General features: G+C 64.4%; 26 protein-coding genes. 11 read left to right on the plus strand and 15 right to left on the minus strand.

Annotation, left to right across the window (positions count from 1 at the left end):
- The first annotated feature begins 57 nt into the window (after nt 1-57).
- From GV068_RS05120 to yidD, 5 genes are all read left to right on the plus strand, one after another.
- On the plus strand, nt 58-930 hold the full coding sequence (locus GV068_RS05120; protein ID WP_159696306.1) for an A24 family peptidase: 873 nt from the start codon (nt 58-60) through the stop codon (nt 928-930).
- Between the two features lie 2 nt (nt 931-932).
- Nucleotides 933-1,562 (plus strand): dephospho-CoA kinase, encoded by a 630-nt coding sequence (gene coaE, locus GV068_RS05125; RefSeq protein WP_159696307.1) that lies wholly within the window; start codon nt 933-935, stop codon nt 1,560-1,562.
- 93 nt (nt 1,563-1,655) lie between these two features.
- Entirely contained in the window at nt 1,656-2,411 is a 756-nt protein-coding gene (zapD, locus tag GV068_RS05130) for a cell division protein ZapD (RefSeq protein WP_159696308.1), read from the plus strand.
- Between the two features lie 11 nt (nt 2,412-2,422).
- Complete coding sequence (gene yacG / locus GV068_RS05135; protein ID WP_159696309.1) at nt 2,423-2,605, plus strand: DNA gyrase inhibitor YacG; 183 nt, start codon at nt 2,423-2,425, stop codon at nt 2,603-2,605.
- Between the two features lie 27 nt (nt 2,606-2,632).
- Complete coding sequence (yidD, locus tag GV068_RS05140; protein ID WP_229463759.1) at nt 2,633-3,118, plus strand: membrane protein insertion efficiency factor YidD; 486 nt, start codon at nt 2,633-2,635, stop codon at nt 3,116-3,118.
- Nucleotides 3,119-3,126: 8 nt separating this feature from the next.
- Here yidD and GV068_RS05145 read toward each other — a convergent pair whose 3' ends face one another.
- Genes GV068_RS05145 through argJ form a run of 3 tightly spaced genes read right to left on the minus strand, consistent with a single transcriptional unit; the run spans nt 3,127 to nt 5,671 of the window.
- Entirely contained in the window at nt 3,127-3,546 is a 420-nt protein-coding gene (locus GV068_RS05145) for an NUDIX domain-containing protein (protein ID WP_159696311.1), read from the minus strand.
- Complete coding sequence (locus tag GV068_RS05150; RefSeq protein ID WP_159696312.1) at nt 3,539-4,429, minus strand: ATP-binding protein; 891 nt, start codon at nt 4,427-4,429, stop codon at nt 3,539-3,541. Before GV068_RS05150 ends, GV068_RS05145 begins: the two co-directional genes overlap by 8 nt.
- Nucleotides 4,430-4,432: 3 nt before the next feature.
- The gene (argJ, locus tag GV068_RS05155; protein ID WP_159696313.1) at nt 4,433-5,671 is read right to left on the minus strand and encodes a bifunctional glutamate N-acetyltransferase/amino-acid acetyltransferase ArgJ; all 1,239 of its coding nucleotides are present in this window, start codon (nt 5,669-5,671) and stop codon (nt 4,433-4,435) included.
- A gap of 347 nt (nt 5,672-6,018) precedes the next feature.
- On the opposite strand from argJ, the gene GV068_RS05160 reads away from it, so the two are divergent.
- Both GV068_RS05160 and GV068_RS05165 read left to right on the plus strand, forming a co-directional pair.
- Nucleotides 6,019-6,750 (plus strand): transglycosylase SLT domain-containing protein, encoded by a 732-nt coding sequence (locus tag GV068_RS05160; RefSeq protein WP_159696314.1) that lies wholly within the window; start codon nt 6,019-6,021, stop codon nt 6,748-6,750.
- 40 nt (nt 6,751-6,790) lie between these two features.
- Entirely contained in the window at nt 6,791-7,783 is a 993-nt protein-coding gene (locus GV068_RS05165) for a peptidoglycan-binding protein (protein WP_201303244.1), read from the plus strand.
- Between the two features lie 101 nt (nt 7,784-7,884).
- Here the strand turns inward: GV068_RS05165 and GV068_RS05170 are convergent, their stop codons facing one another.
- Together GV068_RS05170 and GV068_RS05175 are read right to left on the minus strand one after the other, a co-directional pair.
- Nucleotides 7,885-8,454: a hypothetical protein gene (locus GV068_RS05170; protein ID WP_159696316.1), complete on the minus strand. Its 570-nt coding sequence runs from the start codon at nt 8,452-8,454 to the stop codon at nt 7,885-7,887.
- A gap of 109 nt (nt 8,455-8,563) precedes the next feature.
- Nucleotides 8,564-9,049, minus strand: a complete 486-nt coding sequence (locus GV068_RS05175) for an Lrp/AsnC ligand binding domain-containing protein (protein WP_159696317.1) — start codon at nt 9,047-9,049, stop codon at nt 8,564-8,566.
- Between the two features lie 108 nt (nt 9,050-9,157).
- Here GV068_RS05175 and GV068_RS05180 point away from each other — a divergent pair, with 108 nt between their 5' ends.
- Nucleotides 9,158-10,447, plus strand: coding sequence for a D-amino acid dehydrogenase (locus GV068_RS05180; protein WP_159696318.1), 1,290 nt, complete (start codon nt 9,158-9,160; stop codon nt 10,445-10,447).
- 18 nt (nt 10,448-10,465) lie between these two features.
- On the plus strand, nt 10,466-11,557 hold the full coding sequence (alr, locus tag GV068_RS05185) for an alanine racemase (protein WP_229463761.1): 1,092 nt from the start codon (nt 10,466-10,468) through the stop codon (nt 11,555-11,557).
- 241 nt (nt 11,558-11,798) lie between these two features.
- On the opposite strand, the gene secA is transcribed toward alr, so the two are convergent.
- The gene (gene secA, locus GV068_RS05190) at nt 11,799-14,582 is read right to left on the minus strand and encodes a preprotein translocase subunit SecA (protein ID WP_159696320.1); all 2,784 of its coding nucleotides are present in this window, start codon (nt 14,580-14,582) and stop codon (nt 11,799-11,801) included.
- 269 nt (nt 14,583-14,851) lie between these two features.
- On the opposite strand from secA, the gene GV068_RS05195 reads away from it, so the two are divergent.
- Entirely contained in the window at nt 14,852-15,316 is a 465-nt protein-coding gene (locus tag GV068_RS05195; RefSeq protein ID WP_229463763.1) for a DciA family protein, read from the plus strand.
- A gap of 27 nt (nt 15,317-15,343) precedes the next feature.
- Here the strand turns inward: GV068_RS05195 and lpxC are convergent, their stop codons facing one another.
- The 5 genes from lpxC to ftsZ form a co-directional block, all read right to left on the minus strand.
- A complete protein-coding gene (lpxC, locus tag GV068_RS05200; protein WP_159696321.1) occupies nt 15,344-16,279 on the minus strand; it encodes a UDP-3-O-acyl-N-acetylglucosamine deacetylase in 936 nt (311 codons plus the stop codon).
- 73 nt (nt 16,280-16,352) lie between these two features.
- Nucleotides 16,353-17,195: a DMT family transporter gene (locus tag GV068_RS05205; RefSeq protein WP_159704616.1), complete on the minus strand. Its 843-nt coding sequence runs from the start codon at nt 17,193-17,195 to the stop codon at nt 16,353-16,355.
- Nucleotides 17,196-17,230: 35 nt separating this feature from the next.
- Nucleotides 17,231-17,680, minus strand: a complete 450-nt coding sequence (locus tag GV068_RS05210; protein ID WP_159696322.1) for a GNAT family N-acetyltransferase — start codon at nt 17,678-17,680, stop codon at nt 17,231-17,233.
- Nucleotides 17,681-17,726: 46 nt separating this feature from the next.
- Nucleotides 17,727-18,230 carry a peroxiredoxin gene (locus tag GV068_RS05215; protein WP_159696323.1) on the minus strand — a complete coding sequence of 168 codons (504 nt, stop codon included), beginning with the start codon at nt 18,228-18,230 and terminating at the stop codon, nt 17,727-17,729.
- A 236-nt stretch (nt 18,231-18,466) separates the two neighbouring features.
- Nucleotides 18,467-19,663 (minus strand): cell division protein FtsZ, encoded by a 1,197-nt coding sequence (ftsZ, locus tag GV068_RS05220; RefSeq protein WP_159696324.1) that lies wholly within the window; start codon nt 19,661-19,663, stop codon nt 18,467-18,469.
- Here ftsZ and GV068_RS24900 point away from each other — a divergent pair.
- Nucleotides 19,574-19,798 carry a hypothetical protein gene (locus tag GV068_RS24900; protein ID WP_201303420.1) on the plus strand — a complete coding sequence of 75 codons (225 nt, stop codon included), beginning with the start codon at nt 19,574-19,576 and terminating at the stop codon, nt 19,796-19,798. The genes ftsZ and GV068_RS24900 overlap by 90 nt on opposite strands.
- A 38-nt stretch (nt 19,799-19,836) precedes the next feature.
- On the opposite strand, the gene ftsA is transcribed toward GV068_RS24900, so the two are convergent.
- Genes ftsA through murC form a run of 4 tightly spaced genes read right to left on the minus strand, consistent with a single transcriptional unit; the run spans nt 19,837 to nt 24,287 of the window.
- The gene (ftsA, locus tag GV068_RS05225) at nt 19,837-21,069 is read right to left on the minus strand and encodes a cell division protein FtsA (RefSeq protein ID WP_159696325.1); all 1,233 of its coding nucleotides are present in this window, start codon (nt 21,067-21,069) and stop codon (nt 19,837-19,839) included.
- Between the two features lie 13 nt (nt 21,070-21,082).
- Nucleotides 21,083-21,907, minus strand: coding sequence for a cell division protein FtsQ/DivIB (locus GV068_RS05230; protein WP_159696326.1), 825 nt, complete (start codon nt 21,905-21,907; stop codon nt 21,083-21,085).
- Between the two features lie 6 nt (nt 21,908-21,913).
- The gene (locus tag GV068_RS05235) at nt 21,914-22,894 is read right to left on the minus strand and encodes a D-alanine--D-alanine ligase (protein ID WP_229463765.1); all 981 of its coding nucleotides are present in this window, start codon (nt 22,892-22,894) and stop codon (nt 21,914-21,916) included.
- 4 nt (nt 22,895-22,898) lie between these two features.
- On the minus strand, nt 22,899-24,287 hold the full coding sequence (murC, locus tag GV068_RS05240) for a UDP-N-acetylmuramate--L-alanine ligase (RefSeq protein ID WP_159696328.1): 1,389 nt from the start codon (nt 24,285-24,287) through the stop codon (nt 22,899-22,901).
- Between the last annotated feature and the right edge of the window lie 2 nt (nt 24,288-24,289).

A 24,289-nucleotide genomic window follows, 5' to 3' on the forward strand; every position in this document is an offset into this window, starting at 1 on the left:
GGGAAAGCTCTACAATAGGTTGATGTAAAGAATCTTTTTTGATCGGACCCTGCCGCCATGCCCCTGGAATCCCTGCTGTTCGCCCCGCCGGCCACACTCAGCGCCACCCTCGTGGCCGCCCTGTTCGGGCTGCTCGTCGGCAGTTTCTTGAACGTGGTCATCCACCGGATTCCCAAGATGATGCAGCGCGAGTCCGACAATTATGTGGCGCAGGAAAGCGGCAAGGAGCCGCCGCACACCGACCGCTACAACCTGATGGTCCCGCGTTCGGCCTGTCCGCACTGCGGGCACCAGATCACGGCCATGGAAAACATCCCGGTGATCAGCTGGCTGGCGCTGCGCGGCAAGTGCCGCAAGTGCAAGGCGCCGATCTCGCCGCGCTACCCGGCGGTCGAACTGCTGACCGGCGTGCTCGCCGGCGTGCTGGTCTGGACCTTCGGCAGCGGCCTGGCCGGCCTGGCCACCCTGCTGTTCCTGTTCCTGCTGGTCGCGATGACCTTCATCGACATCGACACCCAGCTGCTGCCGGACGACCTGACCTATCCCCTGCTGTGGGCTGGCCTGCTGGTGAACCTGCACGGCACCTTCGTGCCGCTGCAGGATGCGGTAATCGGCGCCGCCGCCGGCTACCTGGTGCTGTGGGCCGTGTACTGGCTGTTCAAGCTGGTCACCGGCAAGGAAGGTATGGGTTACGGCGACTTCAAGCTGCTGGCCGCCTTGGGCGCCTGGCTCGGCTGGCAAATGCTGCCGACCATCATCCTGCTGTCCTCGGTGGTCGGTGCGCTGGTCGGCATCAGCCTGATCGTGTTCGCCAAGCGCGGCCGCGACAAGCCGATTCCCTTCGGTCCCTACCTGGCGGCGGCTGGCCTGATCGCCCTGCTCTACGGCACCGGCATCAGCGCCCAGCTGCAGGCTGTCGTCACCGGCTGAGAATGAACGCGCCACGCAATCTCGCGTTTTCCGTCGGCCTGACCGGCGGCATCGGCTGCGGCAAGAGCACCGTGGCCGACATGTTCGCCGAGCTCGGCGCCTCGGTCATCGACACCGACCAGATCGCCCACGCACTCACCGCCCCGCACGGCGCCGCGATGCCGGCCCTGCTGGCCGAATTCGGCGACGGCTTCGCCACGCCGGATGGCGCGCTCGACCGCGCGAAAATGCGCGCCCTTGTATTTACCGACGACACCGCCCGCGCCCGCCTCGAAGCCATCCTGCATCCGCGCATCCGCGAAGCCACCGCGGCAGCAGCAAGCATTGCGACCGGCGACTACGTGATCTTCGTGGTGCCGCTCCTGATCGAGTCCGGCACCTGGCGCGAGCGGGTCACGCGGGTGCTGGCGATCGACTGTCCGGAAGCGTTGCAGGTGGCGCGTGTGATGGCCAGGAGCGGCATTAGCGAGGACCAGGTCCGCGCCATCATGGCGGCGCAGGTGACCCGGGAACAGCGCCGCGCGGCGGCCGACGACATCATCCTGAACGACGACGGATTGGACGCGCTGCGCCCCCAGGTAGAGGTTTTACATGCGCTGTATTTATCTCAAAGTAAATTAAAACAGCCCTAAATTGAATTAAGTCAATGCGGGATTTGTAATTTTGCGCAGCATGGTTCAGAATCACGGGGTTGCTCGCCAGCCTACATTCAGAGGAATGTCATTTTGATCGTCTACGAATATCCTTTCAACGAGCGGATTCGCACGTTGTTGCGGCTGGAAGACCTGTACGACAAGTTCAAGTTTTTTGTGCAACAAGAGCACCCGATGCAACATCACGTGGCCCTCGCCACGATCTTCGACATGCTGGAAGTGGCCGGCCGTGCCGACCTGAAGTCGGACCTGCTGCAGGAACTCGAGCGGCAGAAGCAGAGCCTGCTTTCCTACCGCAGCAATCCGAACGTCGCCACCGAGACGCTGGACGCCGTGCTGGCCGAGCTGGACGCCGTCAGCAGCGCGCTGGTCGCAAGCCAGGGCAAGACCGGCCAGAACGTACGCGATAACGAATGGCTGATGAGCATCCGCGGCCGTACCATCATCCCGGGCGGCGCCTGCGAGTTCGACCTGCCTTCCTACTACGCCTGGCAGCACCGACCGGCCGAGCAGCGCCAAGCCGACATCATGGGCTGGTTCGCCCCGCTGGCCCCGCTGTTCGAAGCCCTGGCCCTGGTGCTCCGCCTGCTGCGCGATTCCGGCGGTCCGGTCAAGATGATCGCTACCGGCGGCAGTTACCAGCAGATGCTGCAGGGGAAGGTGTACCAGATGCTGCGCCTGTCGATCGACGATTCGCTTGGCGCGATCCCCGAAATCTCGGCCAACAAGTATATGCTGTGGGTACGCTTCACCACGCATGATGGCGACTGCAAGCCGAAGGCACTCGAAACCGACGTGCCCTTCAACCTGACCCTCTGTAATTTTTGACTGGTATTGAAATGACTGTTGTAGCCTGCCCGACCTGCGGCAAGAAGGTCGAATGGACTCCGGCGAACAAGTATCGCCCGTTCTGCTCCGAACGCTGCAAGCAGATCGACCTGGGCGCCTGGGCGGAAGAGAAGTACACGATCCCCGGCGCCGTGCAAGGCGATCCCGAGGTCGACAAACCGACCGACGACTAAGGACGGATGCGCGGCGGCCCTGCTTCGATGCTGTCGCGCCTTGCGCTGTGGGCGATCCGCCTGTATCAGCGCCACCTCTCTCCCCTCAAAGGCTTCTCCTGCGCCTACCGTGTCGCCACGGGCGGCGCCAGTTGCTCGGCCTATGGCTACCGCGCGATCGAGCGCCACGGCCTGCTGGCAGGCCTGGCCCTGCTCGACCGTCGCCTGCAGCGCTGCGGCGAAGTCCACCGCGACCGTATCGCTGGATCAGCGCCGGCGCGTAACCCACTACTGCATTATCAGCGTGGCGACTGCGATTGCGGCGGCTGCGATGTCGGCGACCTGCCCGGCTGCGACTGTGGAGGTGGGGACTGCGGGCGATCGCGCGACCGTCCGGGACGGCGCTGCGAGCCTTTCCAGCGGTGGCGCGAGAAGCGCTGGAACGCGAACATCTCGCGCCTGCAGCAAGAGCGCCTGGAACGCAAGCGGCGCGAGCGCTACCAACGTGAACGGCGCGGCGATGGGGTGGATTAACTGCAGGACTAACCGGCGGACGGGTAACGCACCAAGTCCAGCCACTCCAGCAGCGGTATCGTCGCCGGCAACAGCGGACTGACGCTGTACGCACCCTGCCATGCAAACGCCTGCCCTTCCAGGCTTTGCGGCTCGCCTTCCCACTCGCGGCAGATGTAGAAATAGAGGCGCACGTGCGCGTGCTCGTACACGTGTTCGACGCAGCACCAGGCCTCGCCGCTCAGCACCCGCACGCCCAGTTCTTCGACGAATTCGCGTTGCAGTGCGTGGAAGATGTCCTCGCCCTGCTCCACTTTCCCGCCCGGGAATTCCCAGTAGCCCGCATAGGGCTTGCCTTCCGGGCGCTGGCCCAGCAGCACGTCGCCGTTCGCGCGCATCAGGATGCCGACCGCGACGTCGACCGGTTTTGCCTTTACTTCTTCAATCATTGGTTTCTTCGTCCGGCAGCCTGCCGGCATAGTCCTTCGCAAATTGCCATGCCACGCGGCCCGAGCGCGAGCCGCGCTGCAAGGCCCACTGCAGCGCTTCCAGGCGCGCCGCCTCGATCTGCTCCACCGTGCAGCCGAAGCTGGCCAGCCAGTGCGCCACGATGCCGAGATAGTCGTCCTGCTTGAACGGGTAGAAGGACAGCCACAGGCCGAAGCGCTCCGACAGCGAGATCTTCTCTTCGACCGTCTCGCCCGGATGCAGGTCGCCATCGTCGCCGTGCGAGTAGCCGGCATTGTCCGACATCTTCTCCGGCATCAGGTGGCGCCGGTTCGAGGTCGCGTAGATCAGCACATTGTCCGACTGCGCCGAAATGCTGCCGTCGAGCGCCACCTTGAGCGCCTTGTAGCCCGCCTCGCCTTCTTCGAACGAGAGGTCGTCGCAGAAGATCACGAAGCGCTCCGGCCGGCCCGCTACCAGCTCGACGATGTCGGGCAGGTCGGCCAGGTCAGCCTTGTCCACTTCGATCAGGCGCAGGCCCTGGTCGGCGAAACCGTTCAGGCAGGCCTTGATCAGGGACGACTTGCCGGTGCCGCGCGCGCCGGTCAGCAGCACGTTGTTGGCCGGACGGCGCAGCACGAATTGGCGGGTGTTCTGCTCGATCTGGCGCTTCTGGGCGTCGACGTGCTGCAGGTCTTCGAGCCGGATGGTCGAGGCATGCAGCACCGGCGACAGGTACTTGCCGCCGCCGTTCACACGCTTGCGCCAGCGGAAGGCGAAGCTGCGCTTCCAGTCCGGCTCGCGCGGCACTGCCGGCGGCAGGACCGCTTCGACCCGCGCCAGCAGGGCTTCGGCGCGGTGCAGGAACTGTTCCAGCGGTGTCATCGATTACGAGCGGTAGTCGGCGTTAATCGAGACGTAGTCATGCGACAGGTCGCAGGTCCAGACGGTGGCGGTGGCATTGCCGCGGCCCAGGGTCACGCGCACGGTGATCTCGGCCTGCTTCATGACGCGCTGGCCGTCTTCTTCCTTGTAATCCGGATTGCGGCCGCCGCTCTTCGCCACCCACACGTCGTCCAGGTAGAGATCGAGCTTGGTGGTGTCGAGGTCGTCCACGCCGGCGTAGCCGATTGCGGCCAGGATGCGGCCCAGGTTCGGGTCCGAGGCGAAGAAGGCGGTCTTGACCAGCGGCGAGTGTGCGATCGAGTAGGCGATCTTGCGGCACTCTTCGACGTCGCTACCCTGCTCCACCGTGATGGTCATGAACTTGGTCGCGCCTTCGCCGTCGCGGATGATCTGCTGCGCCAGGTTGCGCGAGATGTCGGTCACGGCTTCCTTCAGCGCCTCGTAGTCGGCGCCAGATGCGGCGTCGACCGCTAGGCTGCCTGCGCCGGTAGCGACGATGATGAAGGAGTCGTTGGTCGAGGTGTCGCCATCGATGGTGATGCTGTTGAACGAGTGGTCGGCCGCGTGCTTCACCAGCTCGTCGAGCACCGGCTGCGCCACTCGAGCATCGATCGCCAGGTAGCCCAGCATGGTCGCCATGTTCGGCTTGATCATGCCGGCGCCCTTGCTGATGCCGGTCATGGTGACGGTATGGCCACCGATGGTGACGGTGCGCGAGGCAGCCTTCGGCTGGGTGTCGGTGGTCATGATCGCTTCGGCGGCGTTGAACCAGTTGTCCGCCTTCAGGTTAGACACCGCGGCAGGGAGGCCCGCGACCACCTTCTGGATCGGCAGCTGTTCGAGAATGACGCCGGTGGAGAACGGCAGCACCTGCTGCGCGTCCAGTCCCAGCAGCTTGGCGACTTCGGCACAGGTGGCCTGCGCATTGGCCAGGCCCTGTTCGCCGGTGGCGGCGTTGGCGTTGCCGGTGTTGACCACCAGCGCGCGGATCGGCTTGCCGCCACTCTGCACGGCCGCGAGGTTGGCCTTGCTCACCTGGACCGGCGCGGCGCAGAAGCGGTTCTTGGTGAAGACGCCGGCGACGGTCGCGCCTTCGGCCAGCTTCATGACCAGCAGGTCCTTGCGGTTGGGCTTCTTGATACCGGCTTCGGCATAGCCGATCTCGATACCGTCGACGGGTTTCAGGTCGGCTGCGACTGGCAGGGGGGAATTGACGGCCATGGCGATCTCATGAAAGAAAAGATAGGTAATCCGATATTGTACCGCCAGCGGCGACCACGGCGAGCCAGCCATTCCGGCCCGTGATTCCATTCCCGACTTATGCAGGTCGCATGAAGCGATAACCCGTACTTACAGCTCCTTAATCAGGGCTCATGGACCGACTTTCAGTGGCACCTTGCGCACGATTCATTTCTGCCGAAATATTGTTCTAAATCAAACGCTTGCGATTTGCTCATCAGGAGTATGCATATACTCGAAAGGCCCGCCAACGCAGCGTTTTTCGCGCCGGCGGAGCCCCCGGTCCGGCCACCCGGCCGGGGCACATTCAAACAATACTGGAGACAACGATGAACGTAAGCGTCAAAGCGCGGCTGGTGGCCGTGCTATGTGCAGCACTTGCGGGAGCAGCGGCATCGCCGCTCGCCTTCGCCGACGGCAAACCGGCCGAGCTGACCGTGTCGGCGAAGCAGTACAAACAGTATTTCAAGGAAGCCTCGAACGAGTTCAACGTACCGGTCGAACTGCTGCAGTCGATCGCCTACGCCGAAACGCGCTGGCACCCACACGTCCCGAAGGGCAAGCTCAAGAAAAACGGCGAGCCCGAGGTCGAGGTCGAATCCCACGAGGGCATGCCGATCAGCTACGGCATCATGGGCCTGCGCGACGACAACCACTTCGGCCACTCCCTGCTTGAAGGCGCGGCCCTGATCCGCGTCACGCCCGAACAGGCGGCGTCCGACACGCGCTCCAACATCCGCGCCGCCGCCGCCCTGCTCGCCCAGTACGGCGCCCGCAAGAACAAGGGCTTCCCGCTCGAGGACTGGGAAGCCGCAGTGGCGCGCTACAGCGGCATCCCGCAGCCCGAGATCGCAAAGATCTACAGCTACGAAGTGCTGACCGCTATCCGCCAGGGCCGCCGCAGCGACAAGTTCGAGATCGACCAGAAGCACGTCGAGATGGAGAAGGCCTTCGGCAAGGACAGGCTGCGCAAGCTGTCCGCGCGCCGCATCACCATCGAAACCGGCACGCCCGATCCAAAGATTTCGGCGCCGGATTTCACCAGCACCCCGAACCAATAATAACGAGCAGAATACGGAGACAATATCCATGAAAACCACAATGCGGTGCCTACTCGCAGGCCTGTGTTTCGTCGCGTCGGCCCAGCCGGCGCTTGCTTCGACCGACTACCCGCCGGCCATCTGGAACCCGGCCGCCAGCTGCAACTATTCCGCGCGAACCGCGGCGGTCAGCCACGTAACCGTGCACACCACCCAGGGCTCCTATGCCGGCTCGATCTCCTGGTTCCAGAACTGCAGCGCCGGCGTCAGCGCCCACTACGTGATCCGTTCCTCGGACGGCCAGGTGACCCAGATGGTGCGCGAAGCCGACAAGGCCTGGCACGTTGGGAACTCGAACGGCTACACCATCGGCATCGAGCACGAGGGCTACATCGCCAACCCCTCGGCCTGGTACACCACCGCGATGTACAACGCCTCGGCCGCGCTGACCAAGGACATCCTCGCCTCGCGCACGCTGGCGCAAAAGGTGTATGACGGCAGCAGCGGCTGGAACGCGGTGCCAAGCGATTCGCTCTACAACGTCAAGGGCCACGTCAACTATGCCAGCCAGAGCCACACCGACCCCGGTTCGGGCTGGGACTGGCCGCGCTATAAATCTCTCGTGGCCGGCAGCACCTCGGGCGGCGGCACCGCCACCACCTGGCCGCTGGTCCAGTACGGGAACACCGGCGAGCGCGTACGCACCATCCAGTACCTGCTGCAGCAGTGGGGCTACACGCTCACCGTGAACGGCAGTTTCGACACCGCGACCCAGAACGCGGTGAAGAACTTCCAGTCCTCGCATGCCCTGGGCGCGGACGGCATCGTCGGCAACGCCACTTGGCCGGCGTTGACCATTCTGACCCAGCAGGGCGACTCGGGGGCCAAGGTGCGCGCCGTGCAGAGCCAGCTCAACGAGAGCGGCGCGGGCATTACGGTGGACGGCGCCTTCGGTCCGGCCACGGCGACGGCGGTGAAGAACTTCCAGACCTCGAAGGGCTTGAGTGCGGACGGCATCGTCGGCGACGACACCTGGAACAAGATGGCCTGGTAAGTCGTCCTGCCGGCATGCGCGCCGCTTGGCAAGACGGGCGCGCATGCCGTTCCATGTTCACCAACATGGGGCCACGATCCCGCGCTCATGGCGCCAGGCGGCTAAGTACAATCCGGCGCGAGTCGCTTCATGCGCACAACCACCCTGGTACGGATAGGCGCCCTGCCGGCGCCTTGCTCCTTTGCCTCCATCTCGGCGAGGGTGCGTCGCGCGGCTTCGCGCTCGTCAGGATCGCCATGTCGGCCCACGTCGGCCATCATCCTGCGTAGCTCCGGATCGGCGCGGAGGCCGGCGCCGCCGGCTAAGGGGAGACGCTCCTCCTCCAGGGTGGATTCCCAAGTCTGCGCGTCCACCTGACGAACAGCGAAGTGCGCCCGGCCCCATGGACAAGCGCTGTCGAACACGACGCGATCGCCTTGCATCACTCCCGGCACGTCGGTGCATCCGCTGTCGCGCATATTTTTTGGCAAACCTTGCTGTTGAGGGATCTTGGCGCAGAGGAGCTTGGGCTTTTGCAACACGGCCCCGCCGTCCGGATTGCGCATACCCAGATCTACCGCGGCTTGGAGCTCGAACAGGCCGGATGGCGCGAAATGGCGTTCCTCCGGTCCGGCGGCGCCCGTGCCCAGCACCAGCACTGCCCCTAACAGAATCCAACGTGTTGCCTGCATGCCGCCTCCCGCGTTATCGAAGCATCATCCTAACCGCAACGACGTCCTGCCGGAGCGTCGGCCCGGACCAGCTGCCGCTTTTATGCACAGTGGCTCGACCTGGCACGGCTCAGCGCGGGATCGACAGCGCCAGCGTTTCCTTCAGCTCTTCCATCACCACGTAGCTCTTCGACTGGCCGGCATCGGCCACGTGCAGAATCTCGCCCAGGAGGCGCCGGTATTCCGACATTTCCGGGATCCGCGCCTTGATCAAATAGTCGAAGTCCCCAGATACGAGATGGCACTCCATCACCTCGGGAATGCCGAGCATCGCGCGGCGGAAGCGATCGAAGGCCTTTTCGGATTTCTGGTGCAGCGTGATCTCGACGAACACCAGGATCTGCAGGCCCATGGCCTGCGGATTGACGCGCGCGTGGTAGCCGGTGATGACGCCGTCGCGCTCCATGCGCTTGACCCGCTCGATGCAGGGCGTCAGCGACAGGCCCACCTGCTCGGCCAGGTCTTTCATGACGATGCGCGCATCGTCCTGCAGGACCGACAGGATGTGGAGGTCGATCTTGTCGAGGACGCGATTGGAATTCTTCTGGACGCGCATGAAGTTTCACTGAAAACGTGTGTAATAACAGAAACCATTATTCCATCATGGGCGGTAAGATGGCAATCTTTTCTAAATCCCGCATCACTAACTTCAGGAACTAGGCACATGCGCGTTCTCGTACTGGGCAGCGGCGTGGTCGGCGTGACCACCGCATACTACCTGGCCAAGGCCGGCCACGACGTCACCGTCATCGACCGTCAACCCGGCCCTGCCCTGGAGACAAGCTTCGCCAACGCCGGCCAGATTTCGCCGGGCTACGCCTCGCCGTGGGCGGCGCCGGGCATCCCGCTGAAGGCCGCGAAGTGGCTGTTCCAGAAGCACGCGCCGCTGGCGATCCGCCCGGACGGCTCGCTGTTCCAGCTCCAGTGGATGTGGCAGATGTACCGCAACTGCACGGCCGACCGCTATGCGGTGAACAAGGAACGCATGGTGCGCCTGGCCGAGTACAGCCGCGACTGCATCCGCGAACTGCGCGCCGACACTGGGATCGAGTACGAAGGCCGCAGCCTGGGCACGATCCAGCTGTTCCGCACCCAGCAGCAGCTCGACAGTGCCGCCAAAGACATCGAAGTGCTCAAGCACGCTGGCGTGGAATACGAACTGCTGCTCGGCCATGACCTGGGCAAGGCCGAGCCGGCGCTGGGCAGCCACGGCACGCTGGTCGGCGGCCTGCGCCTGCCGAACGACGAAACCGGCGACTGCCAGCTGTTCACCAGCCGCCTGACCGCGATGGCGCGCGACCTCGGCGTGCGCTTCGAGTTCGACACCAGCATCCGCGCGCTCGACATCACGAATGGCCAGATTACCGGCGTGCGCACCGACAAAGCCACCCTCACGGCCGACCGTTACGTGCTGGCGCTGGGCAGCTACTCGCGCCTGCTGTTGAAAGACCAGTTCCAGCTGCCGGTCTACCCGCTCAAGGGCTACTCGATCACCGTGCCGATCACGGACGAGAGCCGCGCGCCGGTGTCGACCATCCTGGATGAAAGCTACAAGATCGCCGTCACCCGCTTCGAAGACCGCATCCGCGTCGGCGGCATGGCCGAGATCGCGGGTTACAGCAAGTACCTGAACCCGGCGCGCCGCGAGACCCTGGAGATGGTCGTCAACGACCTGTTCCCGGGCGCCGGCGACACCCGCCAGGCCTCGTTCTGGACCGGCCTGCGCCCGATGACCCCGGACAGCACCCCGGTGGTCGGCGCCACCCCGCTGCGCAACCTGTTCGTCAACACCGGCCACGGCACCCTGGGCTGGACCATGGCCTGCGGCTCGGCCGCGGTCATCGCGGACTTGGTGAGCGGCAAGAAGCCCGCCATCCGCGCCGACGACCTGGCAGTGTTCCGCTACGCCGGTACGCAGCCAGCAGGCGCGCAGCCGGAACTGGTCAAGGCGTAAGCGTCGATGGTGGATTCGGTGGATGCGTCCCGTGCCGGGGCGCGGCTCACGATCGACCTCGGTGCGATCCGTGACAATTACCGGCTGCTGGCCGGGAAGACCAAAGGGGCCTGCGCGGCCGTGATGAAAGCCGACGCCTACGGCCTCGGCATGGAACAGGTGGCGCCCGCGCTGGCGCTCGAAGGCTGCCGCGTATTCTTCACTGCCCACCTGGATGAAGGCATCCGCCTGCGCCAGCTGGTGCCGGACGACAGCGCCATCTACGTGCTGCACGGCCCGCCGCCGGGCACCGCGACCGACTTCTTCCAGTACGACCTGCGGCCGGTGCTGAACGACCCGGGCCAGGTGCAGGAATGGCGCGCATTGGCGGCTAAGCTCGGGCGCGAGCTGCCGGCCGCGATCCAGGTCGACACCGGCATGTCGCGCATGGGTATCGCCAGCGCGGACCTGTCCTCCATGTCACGCGATCGCGACTGGCTCGCCGGCGTACGCCCTAGCCTCGTGATGAGCCACCTGGCCTGCGCCGACGAGCCGGGACACCCGCTGAACGAAACCCAGCGCCGCCGCTTTGACAGCCTGCGCGAACTGTTCCCCGGCGTGCCGGCCAGCCTGGCCAATTCCTCGGGCGTGTTCCTCGGTCCCGACTTCCACTACGACCTGCTGCGCCCGGGCGCTGCGCTGTACGGCATCAACCCGCAGCCGGGCATGGCGAATCCCTTGAAGCAGGCGGTTTCGCTGCATGCGCGCATCGTGCAGGTACGTACCGTGCGCGAGGGCGACGTCGTGGGGTATGGCGCGTATCACCTGGTAGCGAGCGAACGCCGCATCGCGACCATCGCGGTGGGCTATGCGGATGGCTGGCAGCGTTCGTTGTCGGGACGCGGGTTCGGTTTTGTGGACGGCGTCGCCGTGCCCTTCGTGGGAAGGGTGTCGATGGACAGCATCACGGTGGATGTCACCGGGATTGCGCCGGAACGCGTCGTACCGGGGGCGGAGGTGGAGCTGATGGGCGAACACCAGCCGGTGGATGAGGTGGCGGCACTGTCGGGGACGATCGGGTACGAAGTCCTGACTCGTCTGGGTAGTCGCTTCCATCGGCGCTACCTTTAAGCATGCAAAATTGGACGAAATGATGCCAGTGGCATCATTTTGGCCTGCGCCGGGATGACGTTGTTTTATGCTGCCGGTTAAGCTGATAGCCTGTTTTCTACCCCTTGCCTAAAAACCGTCGTCCCGGCGAAGGCCGAATCGATGCCACTGGCATCCATTCGCCCAAGTTCGTCGCGTAACACAAACATAAAAAAACGGCCGGGTCTCAACCCGGCCGTTTCCGTTTACAAGCTAGAGCAGCTTACGCCAGCCTGCCGTGGCACTGCTTGAACTTCTTGCCGCTGCCGCAAGGGCACGGATCGTTGCGGCCGACCTTCACGCCCATGTAGGTGCTGTGGTCTTCCGCCGCCACCGGGGCCGCGCCGCCGCCCACCGGGTTCGGGTTGAGCAGCTCTTCCGGCGCCGCGGACGGGTTGAAGTCGGCGTGCTGGAAGTTGAGGTTTTCCAGCTGCGCTGCCTGCGCCGCCATCGCCGCTTCCGCCGCTTCGACTTCTTCGCGGGTCTGGATGCGGACCGTCATCACGGTGCGGATCACTTCGTTCTTGATCAGGTCCAGCATGTTGCTGAACAGTTCGAAGGCTTCGCGCTTGTACTCCTGCTTCGGGTTCTTCTGGGCGTAGCCGCGCAGGTGGATACCCTGGCGCAGGTGGTCCAGCGCCGCCAGGTGCTCGCGCCAGTGGGTGTCCAGGCTTTGCAGCATGACGTTGCGCTCGAAGCCGCCGAAGGATTCGCGGCCCACCACTTCGACCTTGCTTTCATACGAGGTTTCGGCGGCTTTCAGCACGCGCTCGAGGATGTCGTCGTCGTTCAGGTTCGGATCTTCGGCCAGCATCTTCTGCAGCGGCACCGGCAAGCCCCACTCGGCAGCCAGCACCGACTCCAGCGAGGCGATGTCCCACTGCTCTTCCACCGATTCGGCCGGCACGTACTGGCGCACCAGGTCGGTGAACACGCCCACGCGCAGCGAGGCGATCAGCTCGGCCATGTCGACCGATTCCAGCAGCTCGTTACGCTGGGTGTAGATTACCTTGCGCTGGTCGTTGGCGACGTCGTCGTATTCCAGCAGCTGTTTACGGATGTCGAAGTTGCGGGCTTCGACCTTGCGCTGGGCGGTTTCGATGGAACGGGTCACGATGCCCGCTTCGATCGGTTCGCCTTCCGGCATCTTCAGGCGTTCCATGATCGCGCGCACGCGGTCGCCGGCGAAGATGCGCAGCAGCGGATCGTCCAGGCACAGGTAGAAGCGCGAGGAACCCGGGTCGCCCTGGCGGCCCGAACGGCCGCGCAGCTGGTTGTCGACCCGGCGCGATTCGTGGCGCTCGGTACCGATGATGTGCAGGCCGCCGGCGTTCACCACGTGGTCGTGCAGCGACTGCCATTCGTCGCGCAGGGTCTGCGACTGGGCCGCCTTGTCGGCGTCCGCCAGCGCATCATTCGCTTCGATCAGCTGGATCTGCTTTTCGACGTTACCGCCGAGGACGATGTCGGTACCACGGCCCGCCATGTTGGTGGCGATGGTGATCATCTTCGGACGGCCCGCCTGCGCGATGATTTCCGCTTCGCGCGCGTGCTGCTTCGCGTTCAGCACGTTGTGCGGCAGCTTGGCCTTGTTCAGGATGCCGGACAGCAGTTCCGAGTTCTCGATCGAGGTGGTACCCACCAGCACCGGCTGGCCGCGCTCGTAGCAGTCGCGGATGTCGATCAGCATCGCGTTGTACTTCTCTTCGGACGACTTGTAGACCTGGTCCTGGCGGTCCTTGCGCTGCGACGGCTTGTTCGGCGGGACGACCACGGTTTCCAGGCCGTAGATCTCCTGGAATTCGTAGGCCTCGGTGTCCGCCGTACCGGTCATGCCGGCCAGCTTGGCATACATGCGGAAGTAGTTCTGGAAGGTGATCGAGGCCAGGGTCTGGTTCTCGTTCTGGATGCGCACGCCTTCCTTGGCTTCCACGGCCTGGTGCAGGCCGTCCGACCAGCGGCGGCCCGTCATCAGGCGGCCGGTGAATTCGTCGACGATCACCACTTCATTGTTCTGCACCACGTAGTGCTGGTCCTTGTGGTACAGGACGTGGGCGCGCAGCGCCGCGTACATGTGGTGGACCAGGGTAATGTTGGCGGCGTCGTACAGCGAGGCGCCTTCCGGCAGCAGGCCCCACTGGGTCAGTATGCCCTCGGCCTTTTCGTGGCCGGCCTCGGTCAGCAGCACGGTGTGCGCCTTCTCGTCCTTGGTGTAGTCGCCCGGGACTTCGATCTTGCCCTTGCCGTCCGGGGTCTCTTCGCCGATCTGCAGCGTCAAGAGCGGCGGCAGCGCATTCATGCGGTGGTACAGGTCGGTGTGGCTCTCGGCCTGGCCGGAAATGATCAGCGGAGTACGGGCTTCGTCGATCAGGATCGAGTCGACCTCGTCGACCACGGAGAAATTCAGGGTCCGCTGCACGCGTTCGCGCACGTCGTAGACCATGTTGTCGCGCAGGTAGTCGAAGCCGAATTCGTTGTTGGTGCCGTAGGTGATGTCCGAAGCATAGGCCTTCTGCTTGCTGTCGTGGTCGAGCTGCGACAGGTTCACGCCCGTGGTCAGGCCGAGCCAGCTGTACAGGCGGCCCATCGATTCGGCGTCGCGCTGGGCCAGGTAATCGTTGACGGTAATAACGTGCACGCCCTTGCCCGACAGGCCGTTCAGGTAGACCGGCAGGGTCGCCATCAGGGTCTTGCCCTCACCGGTGCCCATCTCGGCAATCTTGCCCTGGTGCAGGACCATGCCGCCGATCAGCTGAACATCGAAGTGGCGCATCTTCATGACGCGCTTGGCGGCTTCGCGGCAGACGGCGAAGGCTTCCGGCAGGATGTCGTCCAGGGTCTCGCCCTTGGCCAGGCGGTCCTTGAATTCCGGCGTCTTGGCCTGGAGTTCGGCGTCCGACAGCTTTTCCATCTGGGGCTCGAGCGCATTAATCTGGCGCACGGTCTTTTGGTATTGCTTGAGCAGACGCTGGTTACGGCTGCCGAAAATCTGGGTCAGGAATGACATTGCTGTGTTCTAGAAAATTACGCCGCAAAAAGAGCCAGGGGCACACCGTCATACGGGCGCCGAAGACCGCCTATGGCAAAAAGCTACTGATTTTATCATGCGATCCGGCCACACTTGGGGACGATGGGCAGGATAACAAGGCTGCTGAACAGTAGAATGTTATCAAATTGCACTGAACGCCACAGTCTGGCGAGTGCGCTACCGGCCCTGTGCCTGGCGCCGCGCTTTGTGCTATCGTGCGGGCATACGCTTTCCCCTCCTCCTTCCCAGTGCATATCTACGGTACCAAGAACCGGCAGACCTCGATCGTCGCGACCGATTTCCTGCGCAAGAATGACCGCATGGCCAGCCTGCTGCCCGCCGCGATGCGGATGGCGCGCCTGCAGGCGGACTGCGCGGCCATCCTGCCTGTGATGGCCGGCAATACCGATGTGATCTCGTTCCAGGACGGGACACTGGTGCTGGCCGTGCCCAGTTCGGCCGTGGCGGCGCGCATGAAGCAGATGCTGCCCAAGCTGCAATCCTCGCTGGCGGGGCGCGGCTGGGCGGTGGAAGCGGTGAAACTGAAGGTGCAGGTGGGACGTGCGATGGCCGAGAAGCCCGAGATGCGCGTCTTGGCCCTGCCGAAAACGGCGGTGCAGGCCTTTGAGGAGCTGGCGGAATCGCTGGAAGAGACCAGCCAGAACAAGGATCTGGTGGCGGCGCTCAGGCGCCTGGCGGAAAAGCGGAAGTAGCTCTCGGCCAGGCTGCCCGGCCTGGCATCAGGTCTGCGCCCACTCCCGTGTCATCTGGCGCAGGTAGGACGGCGGCGCTTCGCTCAGAGAATCGAACTCCACCCATTCGTAGGCATCGGTCTGCGCCAGCAGCTTGCGCAGCAGTTCGTTGTTGAGCGCGTGGCCCGACTTGTGGGCCGTGTAGCTGGCCAGCAGCGGGTGCCCGACGATATACAGGTCGCCGATCGCGTCCAGGATCTTGTGGCGCACGAATTCGTCCTCGTAGCGCAGGCCGTCCGCGTTCAGGATGCGGTACTCGTCCATCACGATCGCGTTTTCCAGCGAGCCGCCGCGCGCCAGGCCCATGCCGCGCAGGGTTTCCACGTCCTGCATGAAGCCGAAGGTGCGTGCACGCGCGACGTCGTGCACGTAGGAGACGTCGCCGAAATCGACCGCGGCGCGCTGCATGGTGCCGTCCACGGCCGGGTGGTTGAATTCGATGAAGAAGTCGAGCTTGAAGCCATCGTAGGGCGACAGGCGCGCCCACTTTTCGTTCTTGCCCTCGCCCTGCCGGATCTCGACGTCCTTCAGCACGCGGATGAAGCGCTTCGGCGCGTCCTGCTCTTCCAGTCCGGCCTGCTGCAGCAGGAAGACGAAGGAAGCGGCCGAGCCGTCCATGATCGGGATCTCTTCGGCGGTGACGTCGACCACCAGGTTGTCGATGCCGAGGCCGGCGCAGGCCGACATCAGATGCTCGACGGTGGAAACGCGCGCATTGTCCTTGATCAGGACCGTGGCCATGCGGGTCTCGCCGACCACGTCGGCCGCGCTCGGAATGGCGACGATCGGGTCATAGTCGACGCGGCGGAAGGTGATGCCGGCGCCCGGCGGCGCCGGACGCAGGGTCAGTTCGACCTTGGTACCGGAGTGGACACCCACACCGGTGGTGCGCACGACCTGCTTGATAGTTCTTTGTTTCAACATAAAAACGATTATAGCCCAGGGCTCCGGGCCATGCTTTCGCTCAGTGGCCTCGTGGGCCACTTCGCCCCCGCTTCTACGGGTGGTCCGATTCCACGTGCACTTTTTCGTGGCGAATCAGATACATACCGCTGCCGATGATGATCGCCGCGCCCAGCACGGTCCAGCCGTCGGGCAGGGTTTGCCACAGCAGCCAGTCGAGGCAGACCGCCCAGGCCAGCGCCGTGTATTCGAAGGGCGCCACGCTCGAGGCATCGCCCTTGGCGAAGGCTTCGGTAATGGCCAGCTGGCCGATGAAGCCGGTCAACGCCAGGCCCAGCAGCAGCGGGATGTCACCCGTGTTCATGCTTACCCAGCCCGGCGCCGCAAGCAGGGTGGCGCCGATCGACATCATGACCATCAGCCAGAACACCATGTACTCGCTGCGGTCGGTCTTGGCCAGCACGCCGACCGTGATTGCCGACACTGCATACATCGAGGCCGCGCCCAGCACCGCCAGGCCACCGATGGTGAGGAAGCCGGCGCCGCTCGGGCGCAGCACCACCAGCACGCCGCACAGTCCCACCCCGATGGCGATCCAGCGGGCTTTATCGACGCGCTCCTTGAGGAACCAGACCGACAGCGCGGTGATGATCGCGGGTGCGATGAAGAAGATCGTGTAGGCCTCGGCCAGCGAGAGCTTGCGGATGCCGAAAGCGAAAAAGCTCAGCATCGCAATGCCGAGCACCGCGCGCAGGAAGTGCAGCGGCCAGCGGATCTTGAAGATGCCGCCATAGCCGACCTTGACGCCGACGTAGACAACAATCAACGGCAATGAGGTGAGCGAACGCAGCGCGGCGACCTGGATCGCCGGGTAGCGCTGCGACAGCAGTTTCATCACCGTGTCCATCATGGCGAACATGAACACGGCCAGCACCATTGCGTAGATGCTGTACAGGTTGCCGGCGGGCCGCTTCACAAATGCTTTTCCATGTAGAGGTTCAAGGGGTCCGGCTGGTATTCCCCGAACGCCTGGCAGGCGGTGAAGCCCAGGCCTTCGTACAGCGCGATCGCTTCCGGCTGATAGATGCCGGTCTCCAGCTTCAGGACCTGCAGGCCGGACATGCGCGCAAACATGATCAGCTGTTCCATCAGCTTGCGGGCGACGCCACGGCCCCGGCCCGCTTCCTCGACGTACACGCGTTTGATCTCGCCATAGCCGCTGCGGTTGACCAATGCGGCGCAGCCGACCGCCCGCCCGCCGACGTCGCGCGCAACCAGGAACAGCACGTCGCCCTGCATCAAGGAGGCGATGTCCATCAGGTGGTTCGATTCAGCCGGATACAGCGCGGCGCAGTAGGTGTCGAGCTTGTCCAGCATGGCCCGCACTTCAGGCTGGTCGGGGGTTTCGGTATTGATGATCATGTGACAAAAAACGGCGCCGCGGCGCCGTTTGCAGGAGTTGGTTCGATCAGCCCAGTTGTTCCAGCATCTTCTCGGCGCCCGAGACTTCGAAGCCGGCGGTTTCCACGTTCAGCTGCTTGACGACGCCGTCTTCGACCAGCATCGAGTAGCGCTTCGAGCGGGTGCCCATGCCGTGCTTGGAGAAGTCGGCGTCCAGGCCCAGGGCCTTCGAGTAGGCGCCGTTACCGTCGGCCATCATGCGCACGATGCCGGTCGATTTCTGGTCGCGGCCCCAGGCGCCCATCACGAAGGCGTCGTTGACCGAGATGCACCAGATTTCGTCCACGCCCTTGGCCTTCAGTGCTTCGGCGTTCTGGACGTAGCCCGGCACGTGCTGGGCCGAGCAGGTCGGGGTAAAGGCGCCCGGCAGGCCGAAGATGACGATCTTCTTGCCTTTTGCCAGTTCGCTCACCTCGAAGGTGTTCGGGCCGAGCGAGCAGCCTGCGGTTTCGGTTTCGATGAATTCCGACAGGGTGCCTGCCGGCAGGCGGTCGCCGATCTGGATGGTCATGGGTGTGCTCCTTCAGTGTTTTGAGAATCTGGCAATTATCGCCGAAGTGGCGAGTCCTTGCAGAAGATGCATCGAGCCAGCCTCTCCTTCCCCCGTTAGCTCTAAAGCCGTCATTCCCGCGCAGGCGGGAATAGTGCCACTGGCACTATTCCCTCCAAGTTCGTACCGTAGCCACGAACGCACAAAAGAAAAAGGGCCAGCTTCCGCTGGCCCTTCTCTACTCAACCCTTGCCGGCTTAGTCAGCCTGCTTGCGCAGGAAGGCCGGAATGTCGTAGGTCTCGACGCCATTGCGCTGCATCGCCTGCACCTGCTCCGATGCCTGCTCGCGGCGCCACACGGCCGGCTGCTTCATGCCGCCCATGGCGTCGCCGCCTGCCTGGCCCATGGTCAGGCCGCCGGCGACTGCCGACGAACCGGACATCACCGGCGCATTGTAGGTGCCGGTCTTGAGCATCTGCTGCGGCTGCACCAGCTGCATCTTCTTGGCCTTGCCCAGGCCGGTCGCGACCACGGTCACGCGCAGCTCGTCGCCCATCGAGTCGTCGTAGGCGATGCCCTGTGCGATCGACGCGTCCGGTGCGGCGAAGGCGCGCACGGCGGCCATGACTTCCTTGATCTCCTTACCCTTCAGGCCACGGCTTGCGGTCACGTTGACCAGCACGCCCTTGGCGCCCGACAGGTCGATGCCGTCCAGCAGCGGCGACGCCACGGCCTGTTCGGCGGCGATGCGCGCGCGGTCCACGCCGGCGGCGGTCGCGGTGCCCATCATGGCCTTGCCCTGCTCGCTCATGATGGTCTTCACGTCGTTGAAGTCGACGTTGATGTGGCCCGGCACGTTGATGATCTCGGCGATACCGGCAACGGCGTTGTTCAGGACGTCGTCGGCGTGCTTCATCCAGTCCAGCATCGATTCGTCTTCGTAGATGTCTTCCAGCTTTTCGTTCAGGATGACGATCAGGGAGTCGACGTGCTTGCTCAGCTCTTCCAGGCCCTGCTCGGCGACCTGCATGCACTTGTCGCCTTCGTAGGAGAACGGCTTCGAGACCACGGCCACGGTCAGTGCGCCCATGGTCTTGGCGACTTCGGCGACGATCGGTGCGGCGCCGGTACCGGTGCCGCCGCCCATGCCGGCTGCGATGAAGACCATGTGCGCGCCGCGCAGCGCATCTTCGATGCGCGAACGGGTCTGCTCGGCCAGCTGGCGGCCGACTTCCGGACGCATGCCCGCGCCCAGGCCGGATTCACCGATCTGGATGATGTTGTTGGCGCTCGATACCGCGAGCGCCTGCGCATCCGTGTTTGCGGCGATGAACTCGACACCGGACACACCTTTATTGATCATGTGCTGAACCGCGTTGCCGCCGGCGCCGCCGACGCCGACAACTTTGATAACGGTTCCCAGTGCTGCGTTATCGACCATATCGAACTCCATATCGAACTCCCAATTTTCAAGATGCCGCTTCCGTTTCAAGACTGGTGCCAGGCCCCTGACAAAGCCCTGAAACCGGAAGTAGCGATTGTATTTAAAAAATCTTTACCCGTGAACGTTTTGTTGCTGCCGTACTAAAAAATTTCGTGCTGTGATGCGAATACCAATGCCCTGACTTAGAAGTTCCCCGCTATCCATTCCTTCATGCGTTGCCAGACTGCCTTCACCGAACCATCCTGACGCGTGACGATGTGACCGCGCAGGTACTGCTTCTTCGCTTCCAGCAGCAGGCCGAGCACCGTGGCGTAGCGTGGGCTGCGCACGACGTCGGCCAACTGGCCGCGGTAGTCCGGCGTGCCGAGGCGCGCCGGTTTGAGGAAAATGTCTTCGGCCATTTCGATCATGCCGGGCATGATCGAGCTGCCGCCGGTGAGCACGATGCCCGACGAGAGCACGCCCTCGTAGCCGGATTCGCGCACCACCGTGTGCACCATCGCAAACAGTTCTTCGACGCGCGGCTCGATCACGGCTGCCAGCGCCTGGCGCGACAGCGCGCGCGGGCCGCGGTCGCCCAGTCCCGGCACTTCCAGGGTTTCGCCCGGATCGGCCAGCACCTGCTTGGCTACGCCATAGCGGATCTTGATGTCCTCGGCTTCGCCGGTCGGGGTGCGCAGCGCCATCGCGATGTCGCTGGTGATCTGGTCGCCGGCGATCGGCAGCACGGCGGTGTGGCGGATCGCGCCGTCCGAGTACACGGCGATGTCGGTGGTGCCGCCGCCGATGTCGATCAGGACCACGCCCAGTTCCTTTTCGTCGGTGGTCAGGACCGCGTCGGCCGAGGCGATCGGCTGCAGGATCAGGTCCGAGACCTCGAGCCCGCAACGGCGCACGCACTTTACAATATTCTGGACCGCGGACACCGCACCGGTGACGATGTGCACACGCACTTCCAGGCGGATGCCGCTCATGCCGATCGGCTCGCGCACGTCTTCCTGGTTGTCGACGATGAATTCCTGCGGCACGGTGTGCAGCAATTGCTGGTCGGTCGGGATGTTGACCGCCTTGGCGGTCTCGATCACGCGCGCAACGTCGGTGGCGGTGACTTCCTTGTCCTTGATCGCAACCATGCCGCTCGAATTGAACGAACGGATATGGCTGCCGGCGATGCCAGCATAGACATTGCGGATCTTGCAGTCGGCCATCAGCTCCGCTTCTTCGAGCGCGCGCTGGATCGACTCGACGGTGGCCTCGATGTTGACGACCACGCCTTTCTTCAATCCTTTCGACTCGTGCTGACCGAGGCCGATCACCTCGTGGCGTCCATCGGACATCACTTCGGCCACGACCGCCACCACCTTCGAGGTGCCGATGTCGAGGCCGACGATCAGGTTCTTCGCGTCTTTTGTCATTGCTGTTGCCTGCTTATGTTTGCTTGGTTGTTTTGTTGGGTTGATTCGGTTTCTTCTTTGCCGGCTTCACCGGCTTGGTCGCATCGAGCGGCACCGCCAGGGCCGCCGAGGACAGCGCCAGCCCGTTCGGGTAGCGCATGTCGATGGTGTCGATGCGTCCTTCCTGCAGTCGCGCGACCAGCTGCGGGTAGACGCCCACCAGCCGCTGCACGCGCTTCTTCAGCGTATCCTTGTCCTGCTCGCGGCCCAGGGCCACGCTCATGCCGTTGTCCAGCTTCACGGTCCAGGCATACCGGTCGGACAGCGACAGCGACTGCGGCGCCAGCTGCACCGGCGCGAACCACGAGCGCAGCTCGGCAAAGCGCGCCAGCACGTCCTTCTCGCTGCCCTTGGGGCCCGCGAAGGCCGGCAGCTCGTGGTCATCGTCCGCCTCGGCCAGGTTGGCGGTAAATACATCGCCCTTGATCGACAGCAGGCGGCCATCCTCACCCCAGGTGCCGAGCGCTTCGTGCTCTTCGACCTCGACGATCAGCTGGTTCGGCCACTCACGGCGCACCGTGGCGCGGCGCACCCAGGGCACGGTTTCAAAAGTCGTGCGCACCTGGTCCAAATCCGTGGTGAAGAAATTCCCGCGGATCTTGCCGATCACGCCGTTGCGCACCGTAAGTTCGTTCACGTGGCGCAGCGGCAGCGCGTACATGCTTTCCACCGTCACCGCCTTCAGCGAGAACATCGGACGCTGCGACAGCCACCACACGCCGGACCCGATACAGGCGAGCACCACCAGCGCCACCAGGCTGCTGGCGGTTGCGTTGAGGGTGCGGACGTCATGCCACATGCGTCTTTATTCCTTTGCCTTTGCCATTTTCAGGCGCGCCGATGCCAGGATTTCCAGGCACAGGTCTTCGTAGCTGATGCCTACCGCACGGGCGGCCATCGGCACCAGCGAGTGCGAGGTCATGCCCGGCGAGGTGTTCACCTCCAGCAGGAAGGGACGCATGTCCTCTTTACGCACCAGCACGTCGACCCGGCCCCAGCCTTCGCAGCCGAGCGCGCGGTAGGCGTTCACGGCGTGGCGCTGGATCTCTTCCGTCAGGGCCGCGTCGAGCGGCGCCGGGCAGTGGTACTGGGTGTCGTCGGTGAAGTACTTGTTCTGGTAGTCGTAGTTGCCTTCCGGGGCCACGATCTCGACGATCGGCAGGGCGCGGGCAAGCTTGCCGGTGCCCAGCACGGCCACGGTGAATTCACGGCCGGTGACGAATTCCTCGGCCAGCACGACCGGATCGAAGCCCATCGCCAGCTCGACCGCGGCCTTCAGCTCTTCGGCCTTGTTGACCTTGGTGATGCCGATGGTCGAGCCTTCGAGCGGCGGCTTGACGATCATAGGCAGGCCGAGCGCGACCAGCACTTCATCGAGGTCGGTGGACGGATCGATCGACATGTAGTCCGGCGTCGGGATCTCGTCCATCTTCCAGATCTTCTTGGTGGTGATCTTGTCCATGCCGACGCTGGAAGCCATCACACCGCTGCCGGTATAGGGAATGCCGAGCTGCTCGAGGGCGCCCTGCAGGCTGCCGTCTTCGCCGTAGCGGCCGTGCAGCGCGATGAAGACGCGGTCGAACTTCTGTTCGGCCAGTTCGGCCAGGGATTGGGTGCCCGGATCGAAGGCGTGGGCGTCGACGCCGCGGCTCTTGAGGGCATTGAGCACGCCGGTGCCCGACATGATCGACACGTCACGCTCGGCGGAGCGGCCGCCGAACAGCACGCCAACCTTGCCGAAGGCTGCCGGGTCGAAGGTGGAGTTGGTAGCGTTCTGGGTATTCACAGCGTCAAGCCTTTGCATTGGTCAGTTGGTGCGGGACGCCGCTGATCGAGCCGGCGCCCATGGTCATGACGACGTCGCCGTCGCGCACCGCATTCAGGATGGCGGCGGGCATGTCGGCGATCGTCTCGACAAAAATCGGTTCCACCTTGCCGCCGGTGCGCAGCGCGCGCGCCAGGGCGCGGCCGTCGGCGGCCACGATCGGCGCTTCGCCGGCCGGGTAGACGTCGGCCAGCAGCAGCACGTCCGGGGTGGCCAGCACTTTCACGAAGTCCTCGAACAGGTCGCGCGTGCGGCTGTAGCGGTGCGGCTGGAAGGCCAGCACCAGGCGCCGGCCCGGATAGGCGGCGCGCGCGGCGGCCAGGGTCACCTCGGTCTCGACCGGGTGGTGACCGAAATCGTCCACCAGGGTGAAGCTGCCGCCGCCGGGGATGGCGACTTCGCCGTAGCGGGTGAAGCGACGGCCGACGCCGCGGAATTCCTGCAGGCCCTGGTTGGTCTGTTCGTCGCTGATGCCGATCTCGCGCGCGATCGCGATCGCCGAGCAGGCGTTGAGCACGTTGTGCATGCCCGGCTGGTTCAGCACGAATTTCGCGTCCGGGTAGCCCTGCTGGCGCACGGTGAAGTGCATCTGCACACCTTCGGCATGGGCGTCGAAAGCGCGCACTTCGGCGTCTTCCGAGAAGCCGTAGGTCGTCACCGGCTTGGTCACCTGCGGCAGGATGGCGCGCACGTGCGGGTCGTCGATGCACAGCATGGCGCGGCCGTAGAACGGCAGGCGGTGGGTGAAGTTCACGAACGCGGCCTTGAGCTTCTCGAAGTCGTGCTCGTAGGTGTCCATGTGGTCGGCGTCGATGTTGGTGATCACCTCGATCATCGGGGTCAGGTTCAGGAACGAAGCGTCCGACTCGTCGGCCTCGGCCACGATGTAGTCGCCCGAGCCGAGCTTGGCGTTGGCGCCGGCCGCGGTCAGGCGTCCGCCGATCACGAAGGTCGGGTCCATGCCGCCGGACGCCAGCACCGACGCCACCAGGCTGGTGGTGGTGGTCTTGCCGTGGGTACCGGCAATCGCGATGCCGCGCTTCAGGCGCATCAGTTCACCGAGCATGATCGCGCGCGGCACCACCGGCACCTTGGCGGCGCGGGCAGCCATCACTTCCGGATTGGCTTCGTTGACGGCGGTCGAGGTCACGACCACGTTGGCGCCGATTACGTGCTCGGCCGAGTGGCCGGTGTACACGCGCGCGCCCAGTTCGGCGAGGCGCTGGCTGGCGGCATTGCTGGCCAGATCCGAGCCCGACACGTTGTAGCCGAGGTTGAGCAGCACTTCGGCGATGCCGCTCATGCCGCTGCCACCGATACCGACGAAATGGATGTTCTTGATCTTGTGCTTCATGC

This window comes from Massilia sp. 9I (genome assembly GCF_902506415.1).
Lineage (GTDB): Bacteria > Pseudomonadota > Gammaproteobacteria > Burkholderiales > Burkholderiaceae_D > Telluria.